The sequence below is a fragment of the Myxococcus sp. SDU36 genome, assembly GCF_030168875.1.
In the GTDB taxonomy this organism is placed as follows: Bacteria; Myxococcota; Myxococcia; order Myxococcales; family Myxococcaceae; genus Myxococcus; species Myxococcus vastator.
Genome location: NZ_CP077414.1, coordinates 6,349,146 through 6,372,500 on the forward strand (window position 1 = coordinate 6,349,146; position 23,355 = coordinate 6,372,500).

A 23,355-nucleotide genomic window follows, 5' to 3' on the forward strand; every position below is an offset into this window, starting at 1 on the left:
AGGCCCCGGCCCTACACCCCCAGCGCCTCCCGCAGCTCCGGCAGGCGCCGCGACCGCACCGCGCCGTAGACGAACCGGTCCGGCCGCAGCACCACCACGTCCGCGGCGTGCCTGGAGAACCAGTCCGCCAGCTTTCCGGTGACGTCCACCACCGCGGGCGCGTCCTCGCCGGCGCCGTCCACCGCCTCCGCCGGAGGATGGAACGTCAGCATCCGGCCCCCCAGCGACTCGGCCAGCTCGCGCGCCGCCTCCCGCTCCGCCGACGGCGCATTGCCCCGGCACAGCACCGTGAACTCATTGCCCAGGGTGTCGTCCAGCAGGACCTCCTCACCCGACGGCAGCTTCACGCGCGGCTGGATGAAGTACTCGCCCTTGTCGCCGAAGTAGTAGCCGCTCGCGTGCGCCGGGGCCTCCTTGAACTCGAAGCCCTCGATGAACTTGCGCACCCGGGGGATGCGCTGAAGGGTGCGCAGCAGCGCGTCACGCGCGGAGGCCACCAACGGGTTGCGCGCCAGGAACAGGTGCCCCACCCGGACGCACAGCTTCTGCACCGCCTCCACGTGCGGCCGGCGCTCCTGCTCATAGGTGTCCAGCAGCGACGCGGAGGACTGCCCGTGCAGCACGCGCTTGAGCTTCCACGCCAGGTTGGACGCATCCCGCATCCCCGACACCAGGCCCTGGCCCATGAAGGGCGGCATGGTGTGCGCCGCGTCGCCCAGCAGAAAGACGTTGCCCTGGCGCCAACGCGCCGCATTGAGGCAGTGGAAGGTGTAGACCTGCGCCCGCTCGATGCGCACCCGCTTGGGGTCCACGTACGGCGCGATGAGCTCGGAGATGGTCTCCGACTTCTCCAGCTGCTCGCGCGTCTCGCCGGGCATCATCATGAACTCCCAGCGAATCTGGTTCACCGCGCCGGTGGCCACGAAGGCCGGACGCTTCGGGTCGCACACGAAGCGGCAGATTTCCGGCACGTCCCCCTCCACCACGGTGCCGGACACCGCCAGCCAGGGCTCGCCGTAGGCCCGCCCCGCCATCGGGATTCCCATCGCCTTGCGCACGCCGCTGCGCGCCCCGTCGCACGCCAGCAGGTACTTCGCGCGGATGGAGCGCTGCTCCCCGGTGCGCGAATCGCGGTAGCGCACCGTCACCCCGTCGGAGTCCTGCACCACCCCCTCCACACTCACGCCCGTGCGCAGCTCCACGTGCTCGAAGCGGTTGAGCCCGTCACGCAGCGCGCCCTCCAGCAGCGGCTGGTGGAAGAACCACAGCGGCGTGTGCCCGAAGCCGAAGTCCGTCTCGCCGGTGTGAATCTCCGCGAAGCGCTTGCCCGTGCCGCCCACGTACTCCGCGAAACGGCTCTCCCGCATGTTGCTTTGCAGCAAATCCAACAGTCCGGTGGACTGGTAGATGCGCAGGCCTTCGTCGTCGCACGAAAAGGCCCGGGGCTCGCCGTGCGGCGCCACGTCCCGCTCCAGCAGCAAGGTGCGCACACCCATGAGACCCAGCAGGTTGCCCGTCAACGCCCCCACCGGACCACACCCGCTGATGATGACGTCCACCTGCGCGTCCGTCTGCTGACTGTCACAACCCATGGATGCCTCCTGGGGCAATGTCTGGCATTTTTAATAACGAATCAGGTGTGACCACGGTGTGACGGGTCCGGAAGCCTGGATCAGCATCCGCTCAGAGCGGCGAGCTGCCGTGTGATGGAAAAACCACACGCAAAAATTGTCACTGCTGGGGCAATCCCTACCCGTTACGGAGGTTTTCGGCGGACGTGTTACCTTAGGGCCCCGCCCATGCGAGGAATCCCGGAGGACATGGCCGCCGACGGCCTGCTAAATACACAACGCTTTCACCTGGAACTCTTGGGCGAAGCCCGGCTCCGGGTCGGCGACACGCGCATCCCCCTGGAGCGGCGGACCGCGGGCGTCCTCGCATGGCTGGCATTGGAAGGCCCCCACCCGAAGTACCGCCTGGCCGGCCTGCTGTGGGCGGAGTCCGGGGAGACGACCGCGCGCAACAACATGCGACAGCTGCTGCGCCGCCTGCGGCTCGCCTGCGGCGCGGAGCTGGTGCAGGGCACCGACGTCCTCTCGCTGGGCGCGGGCGTCGTCTCTGACGCCGCCGAACTCCAGGCCCATGTGCTCGCGGGGCGCTTCTCGGAAGCCCTCATGCTGGAAGGCGTGCTCCTGGGTGCCCTGGAATTCGAAGATTGCTCAGAATTCCAAACATGGCTGGAAGGCGCGCGGGAGCGGTTGGACAAGCTTCGCCGCCGGGCCGCCGTGGCGGAGTCGGAGTCGCGGGAGAAGCGGGGGGACCTGACGGGCGCGCTGGCGCTCGCGGAGCAGCTCCTCACCATGGACCCGTACTCGGAAGAAGCGTGGCGCCGGCTGATGCGGCTGCACTACGTGGCGGGCGACCGCATGGCCGCGCTCAACGCCTTCGAGCGGTGCCGCCGCCTGCTGCGCGAGGAGCTGGACACCACGCCGCTGCCGCAGACGGTGGCCCTGGCGCGTGAAATCGAGCGAGGCCCGCCCGCCCCCAGGCAGGTGCCCCCCCCCACGAGCCGGCTGCCCCTCTCCGTGCTCCGGCCACCGGTGCTGGTGGGCCGCGAGCGCGAGTGGGCGCGGATGGAGGCCGCGTGGGAGGCGGGGCAGACCATCTTCATCTCCGGCGAGCCGGGCGTGGGCAAGACGCGCCTGGCCCATGACTTCGCGGCGTCGCGGGGCAGCTACCTGCTGCTGGAGGCGCGGCCCGGCGAGCAGAGCGTGCCGTACTCCTCACACGTGCGGTTGGTGCGGCAGATGCTGGCCCGGGTGCCGGACCCGAACCTGCCGCGCTGGGTGCGGCGCGAGCTGGCGCGCCTGCTGCCGGACCAGGCCGGGCAGGAAGGCCTGCCCCCGCCCATGGCGGACGAGGCCGACCGCAGCCGCTTCCTGGAAGCGCAGTGCCAGCTCGTCTACCAGCTCGCCGCCAGCGTGGACGCCATGGTCGCCGACGACCTCCAGTTCATGGACAGCGCCACCGCGGAGTTCGCGGTGCTGATGCTGTCGCGCCGCCACGCGCCCGAGCCCGGAGGCCGCTTCCCGCGCTTCATCGACACCTACCGGGCGGATGAGCTGTCGCCCCAGGCCACCGTCTTCGTCCAGCAGCTGGTGGCCGCGGGGCTGGCCATCCTCGTGGAGCTGCGGCCCCTGGGCGCCGCGGCGGTGGGCGCGCTGCTCCAGAGCCTGGAGCTGCCCGGCGCGGAGCAACTGGCGCGGGACGTGACGCGGCACACCGGCGGCAACCCGCTCTTCATCACCGAGACGCTGAAGTACCTGCTGGAGACGGGCGGCCTGGAGCGCGGCTGGCCCGAACACGTCCCCGCCTCCGGCCGGGGCCAGCAGCTCATCCAGCAGCGGCTGGAGCGGCTGTCCCCCTCCGCGCTGCTGGTGGCCCGGCTGGCGGCGCTGGCGAAGACGGACTTCACGCCGGAGCTGGCCAGCGAGGTGCTGGAGATGAACCCGCTGGCGCTCGTCACGCACGTGGCGGAGCTGGAGGGCGCGCAGATTCTGAGGGGCGATCGCTTCACCAATGACTTGCTCTTCGAGGTGGTTCGCCAGGGCGTCCCCGGCGCGCTGGGCACGCTGCTCCACCGCCGGCTCGCCGTGGCCCTGGAGCAGCGCGGCGCCGCGCCCATCGTCGTGGCGCAGCACTGGCTGGACGGCCACGAGCCACGCCGCGCGGCGCCCTTCCTCGTCTCCGCCGCCAACGCGGAGGCCGCGGCCCTGCGCCACCTGGAGGCCGCCCTGCTCTTCCACCGCGCCGCCGCGCTGCTGGATGAGACGGGCCACGCTGACGAAGCAGCGCTCGTTCGAGGCCGCGTCCGCAACATCCCCTCCGCGTAGCCAGAGAGCGGACGCATCTTCCACCGAGCAGTGACAACACCCAACCGCCAGGAGCGCACCCCCATGATTCCCGTTCGCGGCTATGCCGCCCAGGACGCGAAGTCCCCCCTCGCCCCGTTCCAGTTCGAGCGCCGCGAGCCCGGCCCCAGCGACGTGCAGCTTGAAATCCTCTACTGCGGCGTCTGTCACTCCGACCTGCACCAGGCGCGCGACGAATGGGGCGGCTCCCTGTTCCCCATGGTGCCCGGCCACGAAATCGTCGGCCGCGTCGTCCGCGTGGGGGACCAGGTGAAGAAGTTCAAGGTCGGGGACCTGGCGGGCGTCGGCTGCATGGTCGACTCCTGCCGCACCTGCCCCAGCTGCCAGGAAGGCCTGGAGCAGTACTGCGACGTCGGCAACATCCAGACGTACAACGGCAAGGAGAAGGACGGGCGGACGGTGACCCAGGGCGGCTACAGCGAGGCCATCGTCGTGGACGAGGCCTTCACGCTGAAGATTCCGGAGAACCTGGACCCGGCCGCCGCCGCGCCGCTGCTGTGCGCTGGCATCACCACGTACTCGCCGCTGCGGCACTGGAAGGTGCAGCCGGGTCAGCGCGTGGGCGTGGTGGGCCTGGGCGGGCTGGGCCACATGGGCGTGAAGCTGGCCAAGGCCATGGGCGCCCACGTCACCGTCTTCAGCCACACCGACCGCAAGAAGCAGGACGCCGCGCGCCTGGGCGCCGACGCCGTCGTGGTCTCCTCGAACAAGGAGGAGATGGCCGCGCAGACGGGCAGGCTCGACTTCATCCTCGACACCGTCTCCGCGCAGCACGACCTCAACGCGTACCTGCGGCTCCTGCGCCGCGACGGCCACCTGGTCCTCGTCGGCGCCCCGGAGAAGCCGCTCGACGTCCGTCCGTTTTCCCTCATCCCCATGCGGCGGAGCTTCTCGGGCTCGATGATTGGGGGTATCCAGGAAACACAGGAAATGCTAGATTTCTGCGGTAAGCACGGCATCGTCTCCGACATCGAGCTGATTCCCATCCAGCAGGTGAACGACGCCTACGAGCGGCTGCTGAGGGGAGACGTGAAGTACCGGTTCGTCATCGACCTCGCGAGCCTGCGGAAGTAGCCGCCCAGGCGCTTTGCCCTGAAGGGCGGGACAGTGCATGCCATTGCACATTCTCCTGCCCCACTGGTCAGGTGCCCGCTCGCCGTTCGGTGCGAATTCTCAGCGCATGACTACGACGATTGCACAGCCCAGTTTCGCGAAGGTGACGTCCCTGTACCCCGAGGAGCAAGAGTTGCTGGAGCCAGGGCTCGCCGCCCCCACGCCCCAGAAGGCAGCCCAGCTTCGCCAGAAGGCGAGCCAATGGCTCAGCCGTGCACAGAAGGAGCTGCACGACGCCATCTTCGCGCGGGACGGCTCGGAGGCGGGACTGGACCGTTTTGCCAGCGCCCGCGCGGAGCTCGACTCGGCGGAGGCGTGGGCCCTGCGCGTCGTGGAAGCCTTCTCCAAGCGCCGTGATTGACGGCGAGCAGGGAGCCCCGGCGCCGGGCACTCCCGCGGATGTCACGCCACCCGGGCGGGCGCCTCGGTCCGCTCGGCCTGGGCGCCCTCCGGCAGCGGCACCGGCGCCGGAGCGGGGCGCTGCCCATAGGGGAAGTGGTCCTTGAGCTTCAACATGTGCTTCTCGAAGAGGTTCCAGCTCACCAGCGCGAGCCCCAGCGACAGCCCCGCGGCCACCACATAGAACACCAGCTGCATGGGCATGTCCGAGCCCGCCACCGTCTTCAGCGGCGTCTTCAGCACCGTGCGGCGCAGGATGGCGTCCAGCGGCGAGTGGATGAGGTAGATGGCGTAGCTGTACTTGCCGAAGGTGAGCAGCAGCCGCGTCGTGAGGAAGCGGTGCAGGACGTGGCCCTTGGAGACGGCCACCGCCTTGTACACGCACACGGCGTAGAGCACGGCGATGGCGGTGTAGCCGGCCGTGCGCTTCACCAGCTCGAAGGTGGGGCCCACCGGCAGCACCACCAGGGCGAGCACCACCGGCACCGAGGCCCAGGCCGCCCAGCGCATCCACGGGAACGCCTTCAGCCCCAGCCCTTCCGGGTGGCGCAGCGCCATGGCCAGCAGGCCGCCCATGGCCAGCGAGTCCACGCGGCAGAACGTCACCACGTAGGTGCTCTCGATGCTGGCCCCGTACAGCGTGAGCCCCACGCGCACCAGGATGGCCATGGCGATGGTGCCCAGGCACAACCGGATGGCGCCCCGGTACGACACCGCGGCGATGAGGAAGGGCCAGACGATGTAGAACTGCTCTTCAATCGCCAGCGACCACACCACGCCGAGGATGGGGTGCGTGGTGTCCACCCACAGCTGGTAGAAGTTGGAGAGGTACAGCAGGTACCAGACGGCGCCGTCGGTGGTGATGCGCTCGTCCAGGCCCAGCCGGCCCGCCAGCGACGGCAGCACCAGGAACGACACCGCCAGCGCCAGGTAGTAGAGCGGGAAGATGCGCAGGAAGCGGCGCATGTAGAAGTTGCGGAAGAAGTACGGCTGGCCCTTCGCCTCCCAGAGGATGCCGGTGATGAGGAAGCCGGAGAGGACGAAGAACAGGTCCACGCCCGTCCACCCGGCGCCGGCCAGCCACCACGTCACGCGTCCCGCCACGCTCTGGTCGCTCAGGTGGGTCGTGTGGAAGAACACCACCAGGAGAACGGCGAGGCCTCGCACACCGTCCAGCACGGGCAGGTGGCCCTGCAGGCGCGGCGCGTGCGCCGTGGGTGCATCCACACGGCCAGAGTTCAAGGACATGAAAAGTCTCTTACCAACAACGACTGTCATTCAACAAGACCACCACCCGGCGTGCGTGGGATTGCGGTGCGGGGTGTCCGTCCTGCCACCAGGCAGCCAGGCGCGGGAAAAACGCACGCGCGCGTGAAACTCCCGGGCCGCTCGTGACACCTTGGGCCGTGGCCCTCCTCTCCGCGATGAAGATGGTGCTGGCAGGTGCGCCCCCGTCCGACACGGACCGGGAGCGGACGCTGCTGCGCCGGGCGCGCACGGGTGACCCCGCGGCCTTCCGCTGGCTGTTCGAACGTCACGCCGCGGGGGTGTGGCGCTTCTTGAAGGACTTGCTGCGCGACGAGGCGGCGGCGGACGAAGCCACGCAGGAGACCTTCGTCCGCGCCCATGCGCGGCTGGGCGCGCTCCGCGACGAGGACCGGCTGGGCGCGTGGCTGCTGGGCATCGCCCGGCACGTGTACCTGGAGTCGCTGCGGCACCGGGGCCTCCATGTGGACATGGACGATGAAGTCCATGGCAGCCAGATAGAGGCGGTGCTGCCCACGCCCACGCCGGAGGACCTGCTCCTGGACCGGGAGCTGGAAGGACTGCTGGCGGGCGCGCTGGGGACGCTGCGCGAGGACCGGCGCGCGGCGCTGCTGCTGCGCATCGACCATGGCCTGCCCTACGAGGAGATTTCAGCGGTGATGGGCTGGTCGCTCCAGAAGGTGAAGAACGAAATCCACCGCGCACGGCTCCAGCTGCGCGAGCAACTGGCCGCACACGTCGGAGGCCACTCATGAGCGCTTGTCGCGAAACCGAACTGGACGCGCTGCTGGCCGACGAGCTCGCCCCCGAGGACGCCGCGCGCGTCCGCGCGCACACCCAGGCCTGCCCCGCCTGTCAGCACGCGCTGAGCTGGCTGCGCGCGGAGCGTGGGTGGATGGCGCAGCGAGCGCGGCGCATGCCAGCCCGGCCCGCCCTGGACTTCGCCGCGCTGGAGTCCCGGCTGCGAAAGCCCGTGGTGCCCGCCGCCCCGAAGGTCAGCTGGTTGCATTGGGGAAAGATGCTGACCGCCGCCCTGGCGTCGGTGGCCTTCGTGGGGCTCACCACGCTCCAGGTGACGCGCATCCCAAGCGCCGACGAGCCCTGGACCCGGAACGACGCGCTCGTCACCGCCACCCGGGCCGTCGACTGGTGTGACGACCCTTCACGGGAAGCCGTGGCGGCGCTGGAAGCCCGCGTGGGGGCGTGCCTGGTGGCCTCCCCCCTGATGACCCTGCGCTGACGCCGGCCGCGGTGCGCTACGGCACCGGGGTCAGCAGTCCCTCGGCGTACTCGACGGCGTCCGCCGCCTGCACCAAGCCATTGCCGTAGTTCGGATCCCACCCGTCCGGCCCCAAATCACGGGCCGTGTCGAGCAGGGCCGCGCGCACATCTTCCGCATCGAGCTGCTGGGGATTCAGGCTCCACACCAGGGCCGCCACGCCGGCCACGTGCGGCGTCGACATGGAGGTGCCCGTCTGCAGCGCATAGTCCAGGCCGGTGACGTCCAACGTCACGTCCTGCCCCATGAGCCCGCGCAGCATGTTGGCCGACTCCAGGGACACGGAAACAGTGGGCACCCACAGCGTGGACGGCCCGTTGAGCGTGAAGTTGCCCGTGCCCTCCTCCGCGGTGTGGTTGCCGATGATGACGGCCTTCGCTCCGGCGCGGATGGCGTTGCGCACCTTCTCCTCGAAGAGGATTCCGCCGCCGCGGTCCACGTAGGCGACGAAGCCCTCACAGGTGGCGGCCTCTCCACAGTCGGACATGCTGCTGCCCAGTCCGCAGTCCACCAGCCGCCCCGAATAGGCGCCCACGGCCGAGAACTCCAGGGGGTTGGACATGAACTGCTGGCCGCTCGCGGCCACCTCGCCATACGGCGCCCCGCCGATGATGGTGGCGCTCAGCACGCCCACGCCGGGGGCCACCAGGTTGGTGCCCGGGCCGTACTGGGAGAAGCTGGCCCACTCCCCCGCGAAGGTCACCGCGCCCACGCCCACCACGGAGTCGTACCCGGCCGGGAAGGACACCTCGCCCGCGCCGGAGTTGCCCGTCGCCGCGATGGCCAGCACGCCATTGGCCTTGGCCTGGCTGAAGGCCAGCGCCTCGGCGTCGTTGTCCGACGAGGCGCCCAGCGACAGCGACACGATGTTCGCCCCCTGCTCCTGGCACCACTCGAGCGCGGCGATGACCTTCATGGTGTCGCCCGTGCCGCGCTCGTTCAGCACCCGGGCAATCAGCAGCGACGCGGTGGGGGCCACGCCCACCGTGCCGTTGGGGTCCTCGCCCAGCCGCACCCGGCCGCCCCCGCCCAGCTGCGCGGCGATGGTGGCCGCGGTGTGCGTGCCATGTCCGCCGCCCCACAGCAGCACGTTGCCCTGCGAGTCCACCTGCGCGTCCAGCGCCAGCGCGTTGGCGGACCCGCTGATGAAGTCCTTGCCTCCGATGAAGGCGGCCTGCAGCTCCGGGTGGCGGTTGTCCCAGCCACTGTCGATGACGCACACCTTGATGCCCGTGCCCGAAGGCCGGCCCTCGTCGAGGACACCGTCGTTGTTGGCGTCCCAGACCTGGTTGGCCTGCACCATCTTCAGGCCCTCGGTGTACTCCCCCACGGAGCCCACGGTGTTGACCGGTGGCGGCTGGGCGCCCAGCCAGGCCTGCGCGGGCAGCGGTGGCCGCGACATCCCCAGGGCGTACACCGGACGGTTGGGCGACACCGACACCACGTCGGGATTCCGAGCGAGCGCCTCGCGCGCTTCGGGTGACACCCGGGCGGACAGCATGTTCAGCGACGGGACGCGCTGCTTCACCTGCCCTCCGGCGCGCGTCACCTCGTTGGCGAAGGCCTCCGTGTTGGCCTGCGCGGTGGCGAAGACGCGCTGCCGGAAGGCGATGATGACGTCCTCCGCGCCATCGTCCGTCAGGGCTGCCTCGCTTCGCGCCGCGGACACCACCGCCGGCGGCTGGGACATTCCCTCGGTACCCGGGCACGCCTTGGGCTCATCCTCCGACGAGCCACACGCCATCAGCCCACCGACCAGCCCCAGCCAGACGCAACGCTTCATTTCACGCTCCTCGAGTGCCCCGTCAAGCAGGCGTCGTACGGCACGGCGCGGCTGATGGATTTCCAGGGACGCGCATGAACGGGAAGACACCTGCTTCCGTTCCCGGAGCGCAAGTTAACCACGTCAGCGAACCGGCCGCTCGCGCCCCTGTTCGTGGCAGGACGGGCTGGGCGAGCGGCCAGCGGGCACGACCGTGAGCCAGCGAACGCTCCTCTGAGCGGAGCGTTCGCCCGCTCACGCCTCGGAGGGGTCCACGCCGAAGACGCGGAGCGCATCGGCGGCATAGACGTCCAACTGCCGCTGCGTCTGCGCGGCGTCCCAGCCCAGCCGGGGCGCCATGACCTCGGCCGCCACGCGCGCGGCCGAATGCCCCTGGTCACGCGTCTCGAACGCCACCTTGAGGCGGCGGATGAGCAGGTCCGACAGGGTGTGCACCAGCTCATGGCTGACACCCCAGGCGGCCTCGGCGGCACGGTAGGGAAGCCCCTCGGCGAGCGGCCGGGCCAGCGCGGGGTCCTCGCGCGTGAGGGCCCAGACGCGGCGCCAGCGGCTGCCATAGGCGCGCACCAGGTGGACGGCCGTGGCGTCGTCTCCCACCTCGGCGCGAGCCGCGGCGAACTCGGCGTCCAGCGCGCGGATGTCTCCACCGGGCAGGGGCAGCGTGTCCGTGGGCGAGCGGCGGCGGGGCTGCCCCATGCGGCGCTCCACCGCGTCCACCACGTCGCGCGCCATGACGCGGTAGGTGGTGAGCTTGCCACCGCTGATGGCGAGCACGCCGGACGGGCTCACGTCGATGGCGTGCTCCCGGCTGGCGCTGCCCGCGTCGGCCTGCGTGCCTTGGTAGCCGCTGGCCACCAGGGGCCGGATGCCGGCCCACGCGCTCACCACGTCCGCGCGAGTGAGGCGCGCCTCGGGGAAGAAGGCGTTGGCGGACTCCAGCAGGTAGGCCACGTCGGACTCGCTGGCGCGGACCTCCGCGGGGTGCGCGCGCGTGGACGTCTCCGTGGTGCCGATGATGGTGAAGTTGTCGGCGGGCAGCACGAACATCACCCGGCCATCCTTGGGGGACAGCAGCGTGAAGGCATCGCGGTGGTTGACGCGCTCGCGCGGCACGGCGAGGTGGACGCCCTTGCTGCCGCGCACCGCCGGGCTCGTCCCGTTCGGCGCATCCAGCCGGCGGATTTCATCGCTCCAGGGGCCGGTGGCGTTGACGATGACCCGGGCGCGCACGGTGACCTCCTCGCCGGTGAGGTGGTCCACCACCGTCGCGCCGTGCGCCTGTCCCTGCTCCAGGATGAGCCCCTTCACCGCCGCGTGGTTGAGGACGACGGCGCCCGCCTCGGACGCGCCCACGGCATTGGCCAGGGTGAGGCGCGCGTCGTCCGTGGCCGCGTCATAGTAGCGAGCGCCGCCCTTGAGGTGGTCGGTGCGCAGGCCGGGCTCGGCCGCGTGGACCTGCCGGGCGTTGAGCCGCCGGTAGCCCTTCACGTTCCGGAAGAGGGAGAGGGCGTCGTAGAGCATGAGGCCCGCGTTGAGCTTCCAGCGGGGCACGCGGGCGCCCGCGTACACCGGCCAGATGAAGGCGAGCGGGCGCACCAGGTGCGGGGCGAGCCGCAGCAGGCGCTGGCGCTCGATGCTGGATTCGAAGACGAGGCCCAGGTGGCCCAGTTCCAGGTAGCGGAGGCCGCCGTGGATGAGCCGGGACGAGCGGCTGGAGGTGCCACTGGCGAAGTCGTCGCGCTCGACGAGCGCCACCTTCAGGCCCCGGAGCGCGGCATCCCGCGCCGAGCCCGCGCCGGTGACACCGCCCCCGATGATGAGGACGTCGAAGGTCTCCGTGGCCAGGGCCCGCAGGCGCGCTGTGCGGGACGGAGGCGGAGGTACCTCTGCATTGGAGACAACACGGCTGAGCGCGACGGATTCAGAACGCACGGCACAAGTGTAGCGACGTTGGCCGGCGAGGGCACCGTAAACCAATGCGCTGCGTCAAGCGCGCTACATGGAGCGAGGCCGCATGTGTCCGCGAGCCCCCCATCAGAGGGGGGACGGCGCCTTGCGCGTCTGGATGAAGACAGATAGGAGGCGGCCGACCCCTCCCCCACACCCCGGGCTCCACGGCCTTGTTGAACCCCCACGACCGACGCGACCTGGCCAGCCTGGGACTGATGGTCCTGGTGTACGGGCTCGTGGTGGCGCCGGTGCTGCACGCGGTGGTGGAGCACGGCGATGGGGGTCATCACCACCCCCATGCCCACGCACACCCGCACGGGCGCGCCCACGCGCACGGTGCGAGGAGCACGCACGCACACCCACGCGACGAGGGCGCGGGGGAGCCCGAACCAGACGGTGAGCGGAAGAGCGGGCACGAGCACCTGACGGGCTCCGTGGAGCACCTGCAGGCAGTGGCGCTGGCGTGGGCGGTGATGAAGCTGCCGCGTGTGCGCGAAGCGTCGTGGTTGGCGGAGGTCCAGCGCGGCCCCGCACGGCCCCCTGGCTCCGCGGTGCGTCCGACGGCGATGCCCCAGGGCCCGTAGCCGACAGCCTCCTCTCGCAGTCAACGCAGGGAGCCACGCGTGCGGAACACGCCTGGGTCCGTGTGTCCTGCTTGCTGACTCACACTTGAACCCGTCTCGGTGGGGCCACTCCCTGGGGCGTCGTGTGCCGCGCGAAGTTCGCGCGTGTGCGGGACGCCGCGGCAAGGGGCCTGCGCCGCCGTGTGTCCGTACGTGCCCGTGCTCCTCGTTGCCGCGCTGTCATCGTGTGTCCTCGCCGCGTCTGGCGGGCCAGCACCACCCGAGTCCACTGCCAGGACGTCCGGCGAGGCTTCAGCGGAAGCGGCCCCGTCCCAAGCCGATGCACCTGGACAGCAGGACGCCCGGGCCAAGGAGCCCCCGTCAAAGTCCACGGTGGTGCGCGGCGCGCGTCCCGCGCAAAGCGCGTCCGAGGTGACGCTGGGCCGGGACATCCTGGACGCGGCGCCGCGCAGGAACGCGGTGGACCTCCTGCGAGCCGTCCCCGGCCTCGTGGCCTCGCAGCACAGTGGAGAGGGCAAGGCCCAGCAGCTCTTCCTCCGAGGCTTCGACGCGCTGCACGGCCAGGACGTGGAGCTCGATGTCGGCGGCCTGCCGGTGAACGAGGTGAGCCACATCCACGCGCTGGGCTACGCGGACCTCAACTTCGTCATCCCAGAGGTCGTGCAGGCGCTCGAGGTGACGGAGGGCTCCTACCGCGCCGCGCAGGGCGACTTCGCCGTCGCGGGAACGGTCCGCATGGACCTGGGCGTCGCCGAGCCCGGCGTCCACCTCTCGGGCACACTCGGTCAGTACGGCCAGCGCCGGCTCGTGGCCACGGTGCGTCCGGGAGACGACGCGGGAACCTTCGCCGCGGTGGAGTTGGGTGAAGGAAGGGGCTTCGGCGCTCAGCGGGGCTACGGCCGCGCCGCGCTCCTCGCCCAGGCGCACGCCACAATCGGGGAGGGGCTGACGGTCCGCGCGCTCGGAGGCAGCTACGTCACGCGCTTCGACTCCCCGGGCGTGGTGCGCGAGGACGACCTGCGCTCGGGCCGCGGCGACTTCTTCTCCGCCGCCCTGGGCCGACAGGGCGGCTCGGTGTCGCGGCACCAGTTGCTGCTCGGCATGGACCTGCCGCGCACGGGAAACGGGCGCACGAAGCTGGAGGTCTTCGGAATCCTCTCGGACCTGCGGCTGCGCAACAACTTCACGGGCTTCCGTGTCGACGAGCGCGGTGACGGCCTGGAGCAGACGAACAACGCCACCACGCTGGGCGCCCGCGCAGAGCATCGAAGGTCGGTGACGGCCTTCGGCCGCCCGGTCGCGCTGGAGCTGGGACTGGGCGCGCGGCGAGACAGCGTGGAGCAGACACAGCGGCGCTACCGCGAATCCGACGGCACCTTCTTCTCCGACGAGATTGACGCGGCCTTCACCCAGACGGACGTCTGGAGCTGGGCCGAGGCCCGCATGCCGCTGGGCCGCTGGAGCTTTCGACTGGGGGGACGCGCGGACGCGCTGGGCGTGGAGGTCTTCGACGCGCTCGCCTTCCGAGACCCGCGCTACTACGACGGACAGGGCTATTCGCGCAGCGCCTTCGGCGTCCACCTGGGCGCGAAGGCGGGTGTGGAGTACGCGCTGGGAGAGGACGCGCACGCCTGGCGCCTCTTCGCCAGCTACGGTGACGGCTTCCGCTCGCCGCAGGCGCGCAGCCTCTCGGAGGGAGAGCGCGCTCCGTTCGTCTCCATCCGAGGCGCGGAGCTGGGCTCGCGCAAGGACGGCGAGCACTGGGCCGTGCAGCTCAGCCTCTTCGGCTCGCAGGTGGACAACGACTTCTTCTTCGACCACACGGTGGGCACCACCGTGTACACGGGCCAGACGCTGCGCTCGGGCGTCTCCGGCGCGCTCCAGGCGCGCCCAGTGCCTGGGCTCGTCGCCTCGGTCAGCGCCACGTTCGCCCACGCCTACGTGCGGGCGTCGGACACACTGCTGCCCTACTTCGCGCCCTTCGTCGCGCGCGCCGACGTGGGCTGGGACGGCCCGCTGACGTGGGCGTGGCTCGGTGGCAGCACGCTGTCGCTGGGCACGGGGCTCACCTTCATCGGTCCACGGCCGCTGCCGTTCAGTGAGCGCAGCGCCACCGTGTTCCTCGCGGATGCGCACGTCGCCCTGCGCCGAGGCGAGCTGGGGCTGCGGCTGGAGGTCTCGAACCTGCTCGACGCGCGCTGGAGGGACGGCGAGTTCGTCTACGGCTCGCGCTTCGACCCTGGCGCCGCGGCGAGCCTCGTCCCGGCAAGACATTTCACCGCGGGGTCGCCTCGGATGGCCTCGCTCTCCTTGGAGGTCCACCTATGAATCGCAGACACATCCTCACCGGCGCGCTGGCCCTGGCCGCCGCGTCCACGCCCCTGGGCGGCTGTGGCAGCGAAGCGGAGCGGCGCACCTTCCCCGTGGAGGTGACGTCCACGCCCATGACGGGCGCCAACGAGCGAGGCTGGACGGTGACGGTGGAGTCCGCGCACCTCTCCGTGGGCCCGGTGCGCTTCTTCGAGGGCCGCGCGCTGACGGCCCGCCGCTTCGACTGGTACACGCTCATGGGCGGCACGGCCCTGGCCCACCCTGGGCACTACGCGCCGGGCGACGCGCTGGCCGAGGTGCTGACTACCCACACCGTGGACCTGCTCACCGGCGCCACGCTGGGCGACGCGAACGCGGTGACGGGCGAGTACGGCTCCCTGGAGCTGACGTTGACGGCCCCCACGCAGGCCACCGACGCGCAGGGCGTGCTGAGCGGCCAGGCGATGCGCGTCCGCGGCACGGCGCGCGACGCGGAGGGCATGGAGCGGCGCTTCGACGCGCTGACGCGCCTGTCCAAGCCCATCCAGGGCGTGCGCTTCGAGAAGTCCCTGGGGATGGAGGCGGGCCGCGTGCGCATCGCCGTCAACCTGGGGACGTGGCTGGGCCGCATTGACTTCGCCACCGCGACCGATTCGGACGCGGATGGTGTCTACACCTTCCCCGCCGACAGCCAGGCGCAGAACGCGCTGGTGCGCGGCGTGGAAGACACCACTGCCTACGTCGTGACGTGGGTGGAAGGAGCTGCGCAATGAAGAAGTGGATGCTGGGGCTTTCTTGTCTGGGGCTGATGGCGTGCAGTGACGGCGCGGGCACGGTGACGTTCACCACGTACGGCGAGGACTACATCGAGCAGGAGATTCCCGCGGCCGTGGGTGGCGAGGACGGCATCGTGGACGGCTGGGCGGTGCGCTTCAGCAAGTTCCTCGTGGTGCTCGGCGAGGTGAAGGTCGGCAACCACGACGAGACGGTCGTCGAGATGACGCAGGCGAGGGTGTTCGACGTGCACAAGCCAGGCCCCGTGGTGGTGGAGACGTTCCGCGACGTGCCGGCCCAGGCGTGGGACCACGTCAGCTTCGCCATCGCGCCCAATGCCAACGCCGTGGCGGGCAACGCGGACGCCGCGGACGTCACGCGGATGAAGGACGGCGGCTACTCCGTCTACCTGGAGGGCACGGCGACCCAGCGCGAAGAGACCAAGCGTTTCGCCTGGGGCTTCACCACCAACACCGTCTACGAGCATTGCGAGAGCCCCGGCCTGGGCGAAGGTGTGACGGTGCCCAAGGATGGCGAGGAGACGGTGCAGCTCACCATCCACGGCGACCACCTCTTCTTCGACGACCTGCAGTCGCCGGACGCGCGGATGCGCTTTGACGCACTGGCCGCCGCGGACAGCCTGGGCATCGCGGGTCCCGACGGCGAGGTGACGCTCGAGGAATTGGCGGCGGTGGACCTGACGGAGCTCCCGTCGGGCCAGTACGGCACGGGGGGCGTGGGCAACGTGCGGACGCTGCGCGACTTCGTCACGGCGCTGACGCGCAACCTGGGGCACTACCGCGGCGAAGGTGAGTGCGAGCCCCGAGCGCGCTGACGCCACGCTGTTTGAATGCTGGCGCGGCGGCACGGCGAAGCGGCCCGGCCACCGCGCCAGCATGCGTCTCCAGGCCCGGGGCCGACCCTCCCTGGGCCTGGAGCCTTCAAAGCTCAGCTCTTGTTGGGCGAGGAGCCAGACGAGTTCGCCGCGGAGTTACCCCCCGCCGGGTTGTTCCCGTTGTTGCTCCCGCCGTTCGTGCTGTTGCCCGGCTGCCGAGGGCTGTTGGGGTTCATTTGGTTGGAGCGGTTGTCCTGCGACGCCTTGTGCGCGGGGTTGTTCGGATTCTTGGAGTTGGCGCGCTGGTCGTTCTGGTTCTTGCCGCTGTCCTTGCTCATGGACCTACCTCGGGAGTCCCCAAGCGAAAGTGCCGGGGAGGCTCGAAACTAGGAAGCGGCCCGGGTGGGAACACTCGTGCGGAGGTGTTCGTCCGGTGTCGGGAAGCACACGGCTTCGCTCGGCGCCTGACACGGAATGCGCGAGCCACGGCTTTGCCGGATGCCGCGGCGAACAAGGGTGCCTACCTCGTGCCCAGGAGGTGACGCGGCGTGAGGACCGTCACGTACGAGCGCAGTGGGCGAACGAACACGGGCGCACAGGCGCTCCGGCTGGAGGGCATGAAGCACCTGAGGGTGCTGGAGCAGGGTGAGGTGGTCAGCGAGCGCGACCTCACCGGAGCGGAAATCCAGCGCCTGGGCCCGCTCTTCAAAGAAGTCAGCCAGGCCCCGGCACCCGTGGTCATGGTTCCGCAAGCAGGCGGGCCGGACGGCCTCGCGGTGACGCTCGCGTTCGAGGACGAGGAGTCTCCCCGCGTGCGCGTCGCGGCCGAGCGACTTCCAGCCCAGGGCGCGGGTCCCCTCTATGACACCCTGCTCGCGGAGCTGGACCACCTGCTGACAGCCGAGCTGCATGCCCGGGCGCCGCGCCACGCACACGCGGTGCTGCCGCACCAGTTGCGCGAAGAAGAGCAGTAGCGCCAACGGGGCCCGCCGCCGCGTGTCGCCCGTCCAGGCAAGCCGCTCATCGGGCGGGCGGGAGCGAGTCTGTGGCCGGGGTTGCTGGCGAGCCCGGCTTCTGTGAAGACAGGAGCATGAGGCGCGTGCAGTTGTCCGTGCATCGCACGGTGGGAGAAGCACGGCTTCTGGCGGGTGCGCTGGAAGCCATGGGTGTGTCGGTAGAGGTACGTGGAGAGGCCCTCGCCCCTTTGAGCGGCGAGATTCCGAGCGCGGAGACCTGGATAGAGCTGTGGGTGGAGCCGCGCGACCTCGAGCACGCGAAGGGCCTCCTGGCGGAGCTCCAGGAGAATCAAGAGCAGGCCGAGCGGTCGGTGGAGTGTCCGCGGTGCCGCGAAGAGAACCCCGGCAACTTCGAGCTGTGTTGGAGCTGTGGCCTGGAGCTGCCCTCGGGGCTACGTCCAACACTGCGGGCGGTGTAGTAGCAGAATGACGGGTGAGGCGGAGCGCGCCTCGAGGAGATGCGGAAGTGCAGGGAGCAGAGGGAGCGCGTCACCGCACGCTGAGCCGGGGGACACGAAGCCTGCTCATCGTGTGCACCGTGGTGACGCTCATCCACCTCATTCCGCTCTTCATCCCCAGGAACATGCCCGAGCAGCAGCTGTCCATCGCACGGGCCATGTCGAGCGTGTCCCAGCGTGTCCCATTCCTGCGGCCCCTGAAGGACGACGCGAAGGCCACGCCGGCGGAGCTGCGAGAGGCCGCGACGCTGCTGCTGGAGGGGGCGCCAGATGACGCCCACGCGCTGGCCCGGGAGGCGGAGCGCCGGAGTCCCCAGGAGGTCGAAACCCAGCTCCTGCTGGCGAGAATCTGCGACGTCGAGCGGATGAGCCGGTGTGTGAGTACGGCCCTGTCACGCGCAGAGACACTGGCCCCACGAGACTCGCGGCCAGACCTGCTCCGAGCCGAGTTGCAAGAGAAGGACGGGGACGTCGTGGGCGCGGCCGAGGCGATGGAGCGGGCTTATGACAAGGCGCCCGACGACCCGCTGGTCGGACTGCGTTACGTCCACCTGCTGAGCGCGGCGAAGCGGGGCGACGAGGCGCTGGCCGTCCTCCAGAAGCTCGAGGGGCGGCTGCCCCATGCCAGGCTCCTGGTGGAACAAGGCCGGGTGCACAGTCAGGAGGGGCAAGACACCGAAGCGGTGAAGCTCTTCCGCGCGGCGGTGGCCGAGGACCCGAAGCTCAGCATGGGCTTCTTCGAGCTCGGGCTCGCCTGGCATCGACTGGGCAAGGTGGACACCGCGGAAGAAGCCCTGCGCCAGGCGGACCGGCTGGACCGGGCAGACCCCAAGGCGCTGGCGGCCCTCTGCGCGATTCAGCTCAAGGAGCGGCGCGTCGACGACGCCCGACTCACGCGAATGGACCTTGAGCGGCGTTTTTCCGGGCAGCCGGAGCTGATTCGGAAGTCCTGCAGCATTCCCTGAGGCGAAGGGGGTGAGACCTACTCCCGAGGCTCGATGCCGCGCATCTGCCGGAGCATGCGGGCGGAGGCCTTCACCTCGGAGTCCACGGCCCCGTCGACTCGCTCGGTGCGCACGACGGCCTGCAGGTAGGGAACCGCCTCCGCATCGCGCCCTTGCTGGAAGAGCAGCTCCCCCAGGGCAAAGCGAGCCCACGTGAGCAGGACGATGTCCTCGGCCGCCACGGCGGCATCAATGGCGTCGCTGAAAGCGGACTCGGCCAGCTCGGGCTGGTTCCGAGCGAGCAGCTCACGGGCACGCTGGATGTGTTCGTCGACGTTCATGCGGAGAGAGCAGGGTTCAACCAGGTGGGGACGCAGGCCGCCTCCCCGGGATATGGGTTGCCCATGGACGAGAAGCGAATCGCCGAGCTGGAAATCCGCTACATGCACCAGCAGGAACTGCTGCAGGAGCTCAGCGGCGTTCTGTACGAACAGCAGAAGGTCATTGGCCAGCTGCGAGCAGAGGTGGACCGGCTCAAGCAGAAGCTGGAAGCCGAGCCCGGCCTGGTGGACGCCCGTCATGACGAGCGTCCACCGCATTACTGAGGCTCAGAACTTGTAGCCGACCCGCAGACCAATGACCGGGTTGGGCGACAGGTAGCCCACCTCGAGACCGATGCTCGCGGCCTTGCCCTGCAGGCCAAAGCCAAACGCGGCATGCGCCCGGAAGGTGTCACCACGGCCAAACACGAACCAGGGACCGGCCATGCCTTCAAGGTAGACGCCGGATTTGGCGAGGTTCGCACGCAGGACCAGGTCCACCGGAACACCGATATCGTTGCCTTCGGTGATGAGCATCGCGCCGAAGCGAGCCCCAATGGTCAAGGGCCCGGCGAGCGGCGTCTCAACGCCCAGCGTGACGTTAAAGGCCGCGCTCTCATCAATCCAATAGTCAGCCCCAAGCCCGACACGGACAGCAGCCTCTGAGTTCGTGGGAACGAGGAAGAGGCCGGCCGCGAGCAACGCGCCAAGGCAAGGACGAAGCAGCTTCATTCGAGAGGCTCCTGTCAACACAGCGGGGAGCCCACACTCAACCAAGCCGAGCGCGCCGATGCCAGCCACATGGAGTTCCAAATCGTCAAAGGTAGCCGCAGCGGAAGGAAGCGACTCACAGCGGACGAAGGACGTTCACTGCAGCACGACGCGCAGCTCAAGGGCCCGCTTCGAGGCTGCAGAGCTGGTTGGCGGTGCGCCAGAGGTGCGCGGGCCGAGCACCTGCTGGTGCTGGCCACCACGGCGGCGCTGCTGGCGGTGGGCGGCGTGCGCCGGCTGCGCGCGCGGCGCCAGGCCCAGCCTCCGCGGTGACGCGCGAAAGCAAACGGCCCAAAACAGAAAACCCCCGGTGTCCACGAGGGACACCGGGGGTTTCTCAAAAAGAATCCGGCAGCGACCTACTCTCCCGCGCGGTTTCCCGCGAAGTACCATCGGCTCTGGAGGGCTTAACTTCCGTGTTCGGGATGGGAACGGGTGGAACCCCTCCGACATAGCCACCGGAAAACAAGCGACAGTGCATACAAAGGGTAAGTTTCAATTTCGTTTGAGCGAAGTCTCGCTGTGCGTATTTCAGTCTTCCAGGCGAGCGCGAGAAGCACTCGAGCCTCGGCCTTGGCCCCGAGTCCCTTACTCCCCTTGAGGGGGCATGCAAGAGAATGGGGAAAGTAAGCCTCACGACCAATTAGTACCGGTTAGCTGAACGTGTTACCACGCTTACACACCCGGCCTATCAACGTCGTAGTCTTCGACGGGTCTTCAGGGGCTTGCGCCCGGGATACCTGGTCTTGAGGTCGGTTTCCCGCTTAGATGCTTTCAGCGGTTATCCAATCGGCACATGGCTACCCAGCGATGCCTCTGGCGAGACAACTGGTACACCAGCGGTGCCTCCAACCCGGTCCTCTCGTACTAAGGTCAGAGCCTCTCAAGTATCCTACGCCCACAGCAGATAGGGACCAAACTGTCTCACGACGTTTTGAACCCAGCTCGCGTACCGCTTTAATTGGCGAACAGCCAAACCCTTGGGACCTGCTCCAGCCCCAGGATGCGATGAGCCGACATCGAGGTGCCAAACCTCCCCGTCGATGTGAACTCTTGGGGGAGATAAGCCTGTTATCCCCGGAGTACCTTTTATCCGTTGAGCGATGGCCCTTCCATTCAGGACCACCGGATCACTATGACCTGCTTTCGCACCTGCTCGACGTGTCCGTCTCGCAGTCAAGCTCCCTTATGCCATTGCACTCGACGCCCGGTTTCCAATCGGGCTGAGGGAACTCATCGCGCGCCTCCGTTACTTTTTGGGAGGCGACCGCCCCAGTCAAACTACCCACCAGACAGTGTCCCAATCCCGGCTGACGGGACATGGTTAGACACCAGAAATCAACAGGGTGGTATTTCACCGTTGCCTCCACCGAACCTAGCGGCCCGGCTTCAAAGGCTCCCACCTATCCTACACAGTCAATCCCTAGTGTCACTGTCAAGTTATAGTAAAGGTTCACGGGGTCTTTCCGTCTTGCTGCGGGTAAACTGCATCGGCACAGCTATTTCAATTTCGCTGAGTCCCTCTCCGAGACAGCGCGGAAGTCGTTACTCCATTCGTGCAGGTCGGAACTTACCCGACAAGGAATTTCGCTACCTTAGGACCGTTATAGTTACGGCCGCCGTTTACTGGGGCTTCGGATCATCGCTTCACCTTGCGGCTGACGAATCCCCTTAACCTTCCAGCACCGGGCAGGAGTCAGACCCTATACGTCGGCTTGTCGCCTTCGCAGAGTCCTGTGTTTTTGGTAAACAGTCGCTACCGCCATTTCTCTGCAACCTCTCTCGGCTTCGGCTGTACGCCTACACCTACCAGAGGCCCACCTTCTTCCGAAGTTACGGTGGAAATTTGCCTAGTTCCTTGGAGGAGAGTTCTCTCAAGCGCCTTAGGATTTTCTCCTCGCCCACCTGTGTCGGTTTACGGTACGGACACCCTGTAAGCTCCCTACGGGACTTTTCTTGGAAGCAGAGCATCAGCGACTTACCCCTTACGGGGCGCCATGGAGTCTCGGGGATGGCTGCCGCGCCTTTATTCGTACGCGACACCCCTACACCTTTAGACTGACACAACCACCGGTCAGCTCGCCTAGCTTTCTCCGTCCTCCCTTAGTTCAACGCTCACAAGATGGTGCAGGAATATTAACCCGCTTTCCATCACCTACGCCTTTCGGCCTCGGCTTAGGTTCCGACTAACCCTGGGAAGATTAACTTGACCCAGGAAACCTTGGGCTTACGGCGAGGGGGTTTCTCACCCCCTTTATCGCTACTCATTTCGGCATCAGCACTCCCAGTCGCTCCAGCCGCCTTTTCAGTCGACCTTCGCTGCAACTGGGACGCTCCCCTACCGCCATACGCTTTACGTATGACCCGAAGCTTCGGCACTAGTCTTGAGCCCCGTTACATTTTCGGCGCGGCCTGTCTTGACCAGTGAGCTATTACGCTTTCTTTAAAGGATGGCTGCTTCTAAGCCAACCTCCTGGTTGTCAATGACCTGCCACATCCTTTCTAGTGTTCACTTAGACTAGATTTGGGGGCCTTAGCTGTCGGTCTGGGTTATTCCCCTCTTGCCAATGGACGTTATCACCCACTGACTGCGTCCCGGGATAACAATTGCCGGCATTCGGAGTTTGGTACGGTTTGGTAATCTGGTGAGACCCCTAGCCGTTCCAGTGCTCTACCTCCGGCATTGAATTGCCCGAGCCGATACCTAAATATCTTTCGGGGAGAACCAGCTATCACGGAGTTTGATTGGCCTTTCACCCCTACACACAGCTCATCCCAGAAATTTTCAACTTTCACGGGTTCGGTCCTCCATGCGGTGTTACCCGCACTTCAACCTGGCCATGTGTAGATCACCCCGCTTCGGGTTATAATACACGCAACTAAACGCCCTGTTCGGACTCGCTTTCGCTCCGGCTCCACCTAACGGCTTAGCCTCGCTACGTATATTAAGTCGCCGAATCATGATGCAAAGGTACGCTCTCGCACTGGGTTGCCCTGTAGTGCTCGAACTGCTTGTAGACATGCGGTTTCAGGTTCTTTTGACTCCCTTACCGGGGTTCTTTTCACCTTTCCCTCGCGGTACTTGTTCACTATCGGTCGCCAAGGAGTATTTAGCCTTACCGGATGGTCCCGGCTGATTCAGGCAGGATTGCACGTGTCCCGCCCTACTTGGGTAACCCACTCAGCTCCAACTCGCTTTCGCGTACGCGACTATCACGCTCTTTGGTGCCTCTTTCCAGAGGCTTCCGCTAGCAAGTCAAAGTCCTACCGTGGACCCTCTACCCCGACGCCACTTTCGTGGTTTCGGTTTGGGCTGCTCCCATTTCGCTCGCCACTACTTTGGGAATCACTCATTGTTTTCTCTTCCTCAGGGTACTGAGATGTTTCACTTCCCTGGTTAGCTCCATTCCACCTATGTATTCAGTGGAAGGTAACGCCGCTATTCGCAGCGCTGGGTTTCCCCATTCGGACATCTCCGGATCAACGCTCGGTTGACAGCTCCCCGGAGCTTTTCGCAGCCACCCGCGTCCTTCATCGCCTCTTGGCACCTAGGCATCCACCGCACGCCCTTAGTAGCTTACTTGCCCTAATCTCTTGTTTTTCACGCCCGCCTCCCGGCGG

General features: G+C 68.2%; 21 protein-coding genes and 2 rRNA genes. 14 read left to right on the forward strand and 9 right to left on the reverse strand.

Annotation, left to right across the window (positions count from 1 at the left end; all coding sequences use genetic code 11):
- Nucleotides 1-11 precede the first annotated feature (11 nt).
- Nucleotides 12-1,592, reverse strand: a complete 1,581-nt coding sequence (gene mhpA / locus KGD87_RS25695) for a bifunctional 3-(3-hydroxy-phenyl)propionate/3-hydroxycinnamic acid hydroxylase MhpA (protein ID WP_284663315.1) — start codon at nucleotides 1,590-1,592, stop codon at nucleotides 12-14.
- Nucleotides 1,593-1,820: 228 nt separating this feature from the next.
- Between mhpA and KGD87_RS25700 the strand changes: the two genes are divergently transcribed.
- From KGD87_RS25700 to KGD87_RS25710, 3 genes are all read left to right on the forward strand, one after another.
- Complete coding sequence (locus KGD87_RS25700) at nucleotides 1,821-3,893, forward strand: ATP-binding protein (RefSeq protein ID WP_284663317.1); 2,073 nt, start codon at nucleotides 1,821-1,823, stop codon at nucleotides 3,891-3,893.
- Between the two features lie 63 nt (nucleotides 3,894-3,956).
- The gene (locus KGD87_RS25705; protein WP_284663318.1) at nucleotides 3,957-5,006 is read left to right on the forward strand and encodes an NAD(P)-dependent alcohol dehydrogenase; all 1,050 of its coding nucleotides are present in this window, start codon (nucleotides 3,957-3,959) and stop codon (nucleotides 5,004-5,006) included.
- A 106-nt stretch (nucleotides 5,007-5,112) separates the two neighbouring features.
- The gene (locus tag KGD87_RS25710; protein WP_284663319.1) at nucleotides 5,113-5,406 is read left to right on the forward strand and encodes a FruA-associating protein, FapA; all 294 of its coding nucleotides are present in this window, start codon (nucleotides 5,113-5,115) and stop codon (nucleotides 5,404-5,406) included.
- 41 nt (nucleotides 5,407-5,447) lie between these two features.
- On the opposite strand, the gene KGD87_RS25715 is transcribed toward KGD87_RS25710, so the two are convergent.
- Nucleotides 5,448-6,692: an acyltransferase family protein gene (locus KGD87_RS25715; RefSeq protein ID WP_284663320.1), complete on the reverse strand. Its 1,245-nt coding sequence runs from the start codon at nucleotides 6,690-6,692 to the stop codon at nucleotides 5,448-5,450.
- A gap of 158 nt (nucleotides 6,693-6,850) precedes the next feature.
- Between KGD87_RS25715 and KGD87_RS25720 the strand changes: the two genes are divergently transcribed.
- Together KGD87_RS25720 and KGD87_RS25725 are read left to right on the forward strand one after the other, a co-directional pair.
- Nucleotides 6,851-7,465: an RNA polymerase sigma factor gene (locus KGD87_RS25720; RefSeq protein WP_284663321.1), complete on the forward strand. Its 615-nt coding sequence runs from the start codon at nucleotides 6,851-6,853 to the stop codon at nucleotides 7,463-7,465.
- The gene (locus KGD87_RS25725; RefSeq protein ID WP_284663322.1) at nucleotides 7,462-7,950 is read left to right on the forward strand and encodes an anti-sigma factor family protein; all 489 of its coding nucleotides are present in this window, start codon (nucleotides 7,462-7,464) and stop codon (nucleotides 7,948-7,950) included. The genes KGD87_RS25720 and KGD87_RS25725 overlap by 4 nt, the downstream gene beginning before the upstream one ends.
- A gap of 16 nt (nucleotides 7,951-7,966) precedes the next feature.
- Here KGD87_RS25725 and KGD87_RS25730 read toward each other — a convergent pair whose 3' ends face one another.
- Together KGD87_RS25730 and glpD are read right to left on the reverse strand one after the other, a co-directional pair.
- Nucleotides 7,967-9,772 (reverse strand): S8 family serine peptidase, encoded by a 1,806-nt coding sequence (locus KGD87_RS25730; RefSeq protein WP_284663323.1) that lies wholly within the window; start codon nucleotides 9,770-9,772, stop codon nucleotides 7,967-7,969.
- Nucleotides 9,773-10,006: 234 nt separating this feature from the next.
- A complete protein-coding gene (gene glpD / locus KGD87_RS25735; protein ID WP_284663324.1) occupies nucleotides 10,007-11,704 on the reverse strand; it encodes a glycerol-3-phosphate dehydrogenase in 1,698 nt (565 codons plus the stop codon).
- 188 nt (nucleotides 11,705-11,892) lie between these two features.
- Here glpD and KGD87_RS25740 point away from each other — a divergent pair, with 188 nt between their 5' ends.
- The 4 genes from KGD87_RS25740 (at nucleotide 11,893) to KGD87_RS25755 (ending at nucleotide 16,225) form a co-directional block, all read left to right on the forward strand.
- Nucleotides 11,893-12,306, forward strand: coding sequence for a hypothetical protein (locus KGD87_RS25740; RefSeq protein WP_284663325.1), 414 nt, complete (start codon nucleotides 11,893-11,895; stop codon nucleotides 12,304-12,306).
- A gap of 372 nt (nucleotides 12,307-12,678) precedes the next feature.
- On the forward strand, nucleotides 12,679-14,634 hold the full coding sequence (locus tag KGD87_RS25745; RefSeq protein ID WP_502888044.1) for a TonB-dependent receptor: 1,956 nt from the start codon (nucleotides 12,679-12,681) through the stop codon (nucleotides 14,632-14,634).
- Nucleotides 14,631-15,389: a hypothetical protein gene (locus KGD87_RS25750; protein WP_284663327.1), complete on the forward strand. Its 759-nt coding sequence runs from the start codon at nucleotides 14,631-14,633 to the stop codon at nucleotides 15,387-15,389. Before KGD87_RS25745 ends, KGD87_RS25750 begins: the two co-directional genes overlap by 4 nt.
- Entirely contained in the window at nucleotides 15,386-16,225 is an 840-nt protein-coding gene (locus KGD87_RS25755) for a hypothetical protein (RefSeq protein WP_284663329.1), read from the forward strand. The genes KGD87_RS25750 and KGD87_RS25755 overlap by 4 nt, the downstream gene beginning before the upstream one ends.
- Before the next feature lie 113 nt (nucleotides 16,226-16,338).
- Here the strand turns inward: KGD87_RS25755 and KGD87_RS25760 are convergent, their stop codons facing one another.
- Nucleotides 16,339-16,563, reverse strand: a complete 225-nt coding sequence (locus KGD87_RS25760) for a hypothetical protein (protein WP_284663331.1) — start codon at nucleotides 16,561-16,563, stop codon at nucleotides 16,339-16,341.
- A 210-nt stretch (nucleotides 16,564-16,773) separates the two neighbouring features.
- Between KGD87_RS25760 and KGD87_RS25765 the strand changes: the two genes are divergently transcribed.
- From KGD87_RS25765 to KGD87_RS25775, 3 genes are all read left to right on the forward strand, one after another.
- Complete coding sequence (locus KGD87_RS25765) at nucleotides 16,774-17,199, forward strand: hypothetical protein (protein WP_284663333.1); 426 nt, start codon at nucleotides 16,774-16,776, stop codon at nucleotides 17,197-17,199.
- Between the two features lie 116 nt (nucleotides 17,200-17,315).
- On the forward strand, nucleotides 17,316-17,660 hold the full coding sequence (locus KGD87_RS25770; RefSeq protein WP_284663335.1) for a putative signal transducing protein: 345 nt from the start codon (nucleotides 17,316-17,318) through the stop codon (nucleotides 17,658-17,660).
- A 47-nt stretch (nucleotides 17,661-17,707) separates the two neighbouring features.
- Nucleotides 17,708-18,664 carry a tetratricopeptide repeat protein gene (locus KGD87_RS25775; protein ID WP_284663336.1) on the forward strand — a complete coding sequence of 319 codons (957 nt, stop codon included), beginning with the start codon at nucleotides 17,708-17,710 and terminating at the stop codon, nucleotides 18,662-18,664.
- Between the two features lie 17 nt (nucleotides 18,665-18,681).
- On the opposite strand, the gene KGD87_RS25780 is transcribed toward KGD87_RS25775, so the two are convergent.
- Nucleotides 18,682-18,984 (reverse strand): hypothetical protein, encoded by a 303-nt coding sequence (locus KGD87_RS25780; protein ID WP_284663338.1) that lies wholly within the window; start codon nucleotides 18,982-18,984, stop codon nucleotides 18,682-18,684.
- 63 nt (nucleotides 18,985-19,047) lie between these two features.
- Between KGD87_RS25780 and KGD87_RS25785 the strand changes: the two genes are divergently transcribed.
- Entirely contained in the window at nucleotides 19,048-19,248 is a 201-nt protein-coding gene (locus tag KGD87_RS25785) for a SlyX family protein (RefSeq protein ID WP_284663339.1), read from the forward strand.
- A gap of 3 nt (nucleotides 19,249-19,251) precedes the next feature.
- Here KGD87_RS25785 and KGD87_RS25790 read toward each other — a convergent pair whose 3' ends face one another.
- The gene (locus tag KGD87_RS25790; RefSeq protein ID WP_284663340.1) at nucleotides 19,252-19,695 is read right to left on the reverse strand and encodes a hypothetical protein; all 444 of its coding nucleotides are present in this window, start codon (nucleotides 19,693-19,695) and stop codon (nucleotides 19,252-19,254) included.
- 69 nt (nucleotides 19,696-19,764) lie between these two features.
- Here KGD87_RS25790 and KGD87_RS25795 point away from each other — a divergent pair, with 69 nt between their 5' ends.
- Nucleotides 19,765-20,007 (forward strand): hypothetical protein, encoded by a 243-nt coding sequence (locus tag KGD87_RS25795; protein WP_284663341.1) that lies wholly within the window; start codon nucleotides 19,765-19,767, stop codon nucleotides 20,005-20,007.
- 73 nt (nucleotides 20,008-20,080) lie between these two features.
- Here the strand turns inward: KGD87_RS25795 and rrf are convergent.
- Nucleotides 20,081-20,197: ribosomal RNA gene (gene rrf, locus KGD87_RS25800) — 5S ribosomal RNA — on the reverse strand.
- Nucleotides 20,198-20,356: 159 nt separating this feature from the next.
- A 23S ribosomal RNA gene (locus tag KGD87_RS25805) occupies nucleotides 20,357-23,317 on the reverse strand.
- Nucleotides 23,318-23,355 lie beyond the last annotated feature (38 nt).

Bases quoted from the DNA above. Each gene is read 5' to 3' on its own strand.
- KGD87_RS25705 (WP_284663318.1), top strand. From the start codon at position 3,957: ATGATTCCCGTTCGCGGCTATGCCGCCCAGGACGCGAAGTCCCCCCTC.
- KGD87_RS25700 (WP_284663317.1), top strand. From the start codon at position 1,821: ATGGCCGCCGACGGCCTGCTAAATACACAACGCTTTCACCTGGAACTC.
- mhpA (WP_284663315.1), bottom strand. From the start codon at position 1,592: ATGGGTTGTGACAGTCAGCAGACGGACGCGCAGGTGGACGTCATCATC.
- KGD87_RS25725 (WP_284663322.1), top strand. From the start codon at position 7,462: ATGAGCGCTTGTCGCGAAACCGAACTGGACGCGCTGCTGGCCGACGAG.
- KGD87_RS25790 (WP_284663340.1), bottom strand. From the start codon at position 19,695: ATGAAGCTGCTTCGTCCTTGCCTTGGCGCGTTGCTCGCGGCCGGCCTC.
- KGD87_RS25715 (WP_284663320.1), bottom strand. From the start codon at position 6,692: ATGTCCTTGAACTCTGGCCGTGTGGATGCACCCACGGCGCACGCGCCG.
- KGD87_RS25710 (WP_284663319.1), top strand. From the start codon at position 5,113: ATGACTACGACGATTGCACAGCCCAGTTTCGCGAAGGTGACGTCCCTG.
- KGD87_RS25785 (WP_284663339.1), top strand. From the start codon at position 19,048: ATGGACGAGAAGCGAATCGCCGAGCTGGAAATCCGCTACATGCACCAG.
- KGD87_RS25770 (WP_284663335.1), top strand. From the start codon at position 17,316: ATGAGGCGCGTGCAGTTGTCCGTGCATCGCACGGTGGGAGAAGCACGG.
- KGD87_RS25730 (WP_284663323.1), bottom strand. From the start codon at position 9,772: ATGAAGCGTTGCGTCTGGCTGGGGCTGGTCGGTGGGCTGATGGCGTGT.
- KGD87_RS25755 (WP_284663329.1), top strand. From the start codon at position 15,386: ATGAAGAAGTGGATGCTGGGGCTTTCTTGTCTGGGGCTGATGGCGTGC.
- KGD87_RS25760 (WP_284663331.1), bottom strand. From the start codon at position 16,563: ATGAGCAAGGACAGCGGCAAGAACCAGAACGACCAGCGCGCCAACTCC.
- KGD87_RS25780 (WP_284663338.1), bottom strand. From the start codon at position 18,984: ATGAACGTCGACGAACACATCCAGCGTGCCCGTGAGCTGCTCGCTCGG.
- KGD87_RS25795 (WP_284663341.1), top strand. From the start codon at position 19,765: ATGGAGTTCCAAATCGTCAAAGGTAGCCGCAGCGGAAGGAAGCGACTC.
- KGD87_RS25750 (WP_284663327.1), top strand. From the start codon at position 14,631: ATGAATCGCAGACACATCCTCACCGGCGCGCTGGCCCTGGCCGCCGCG.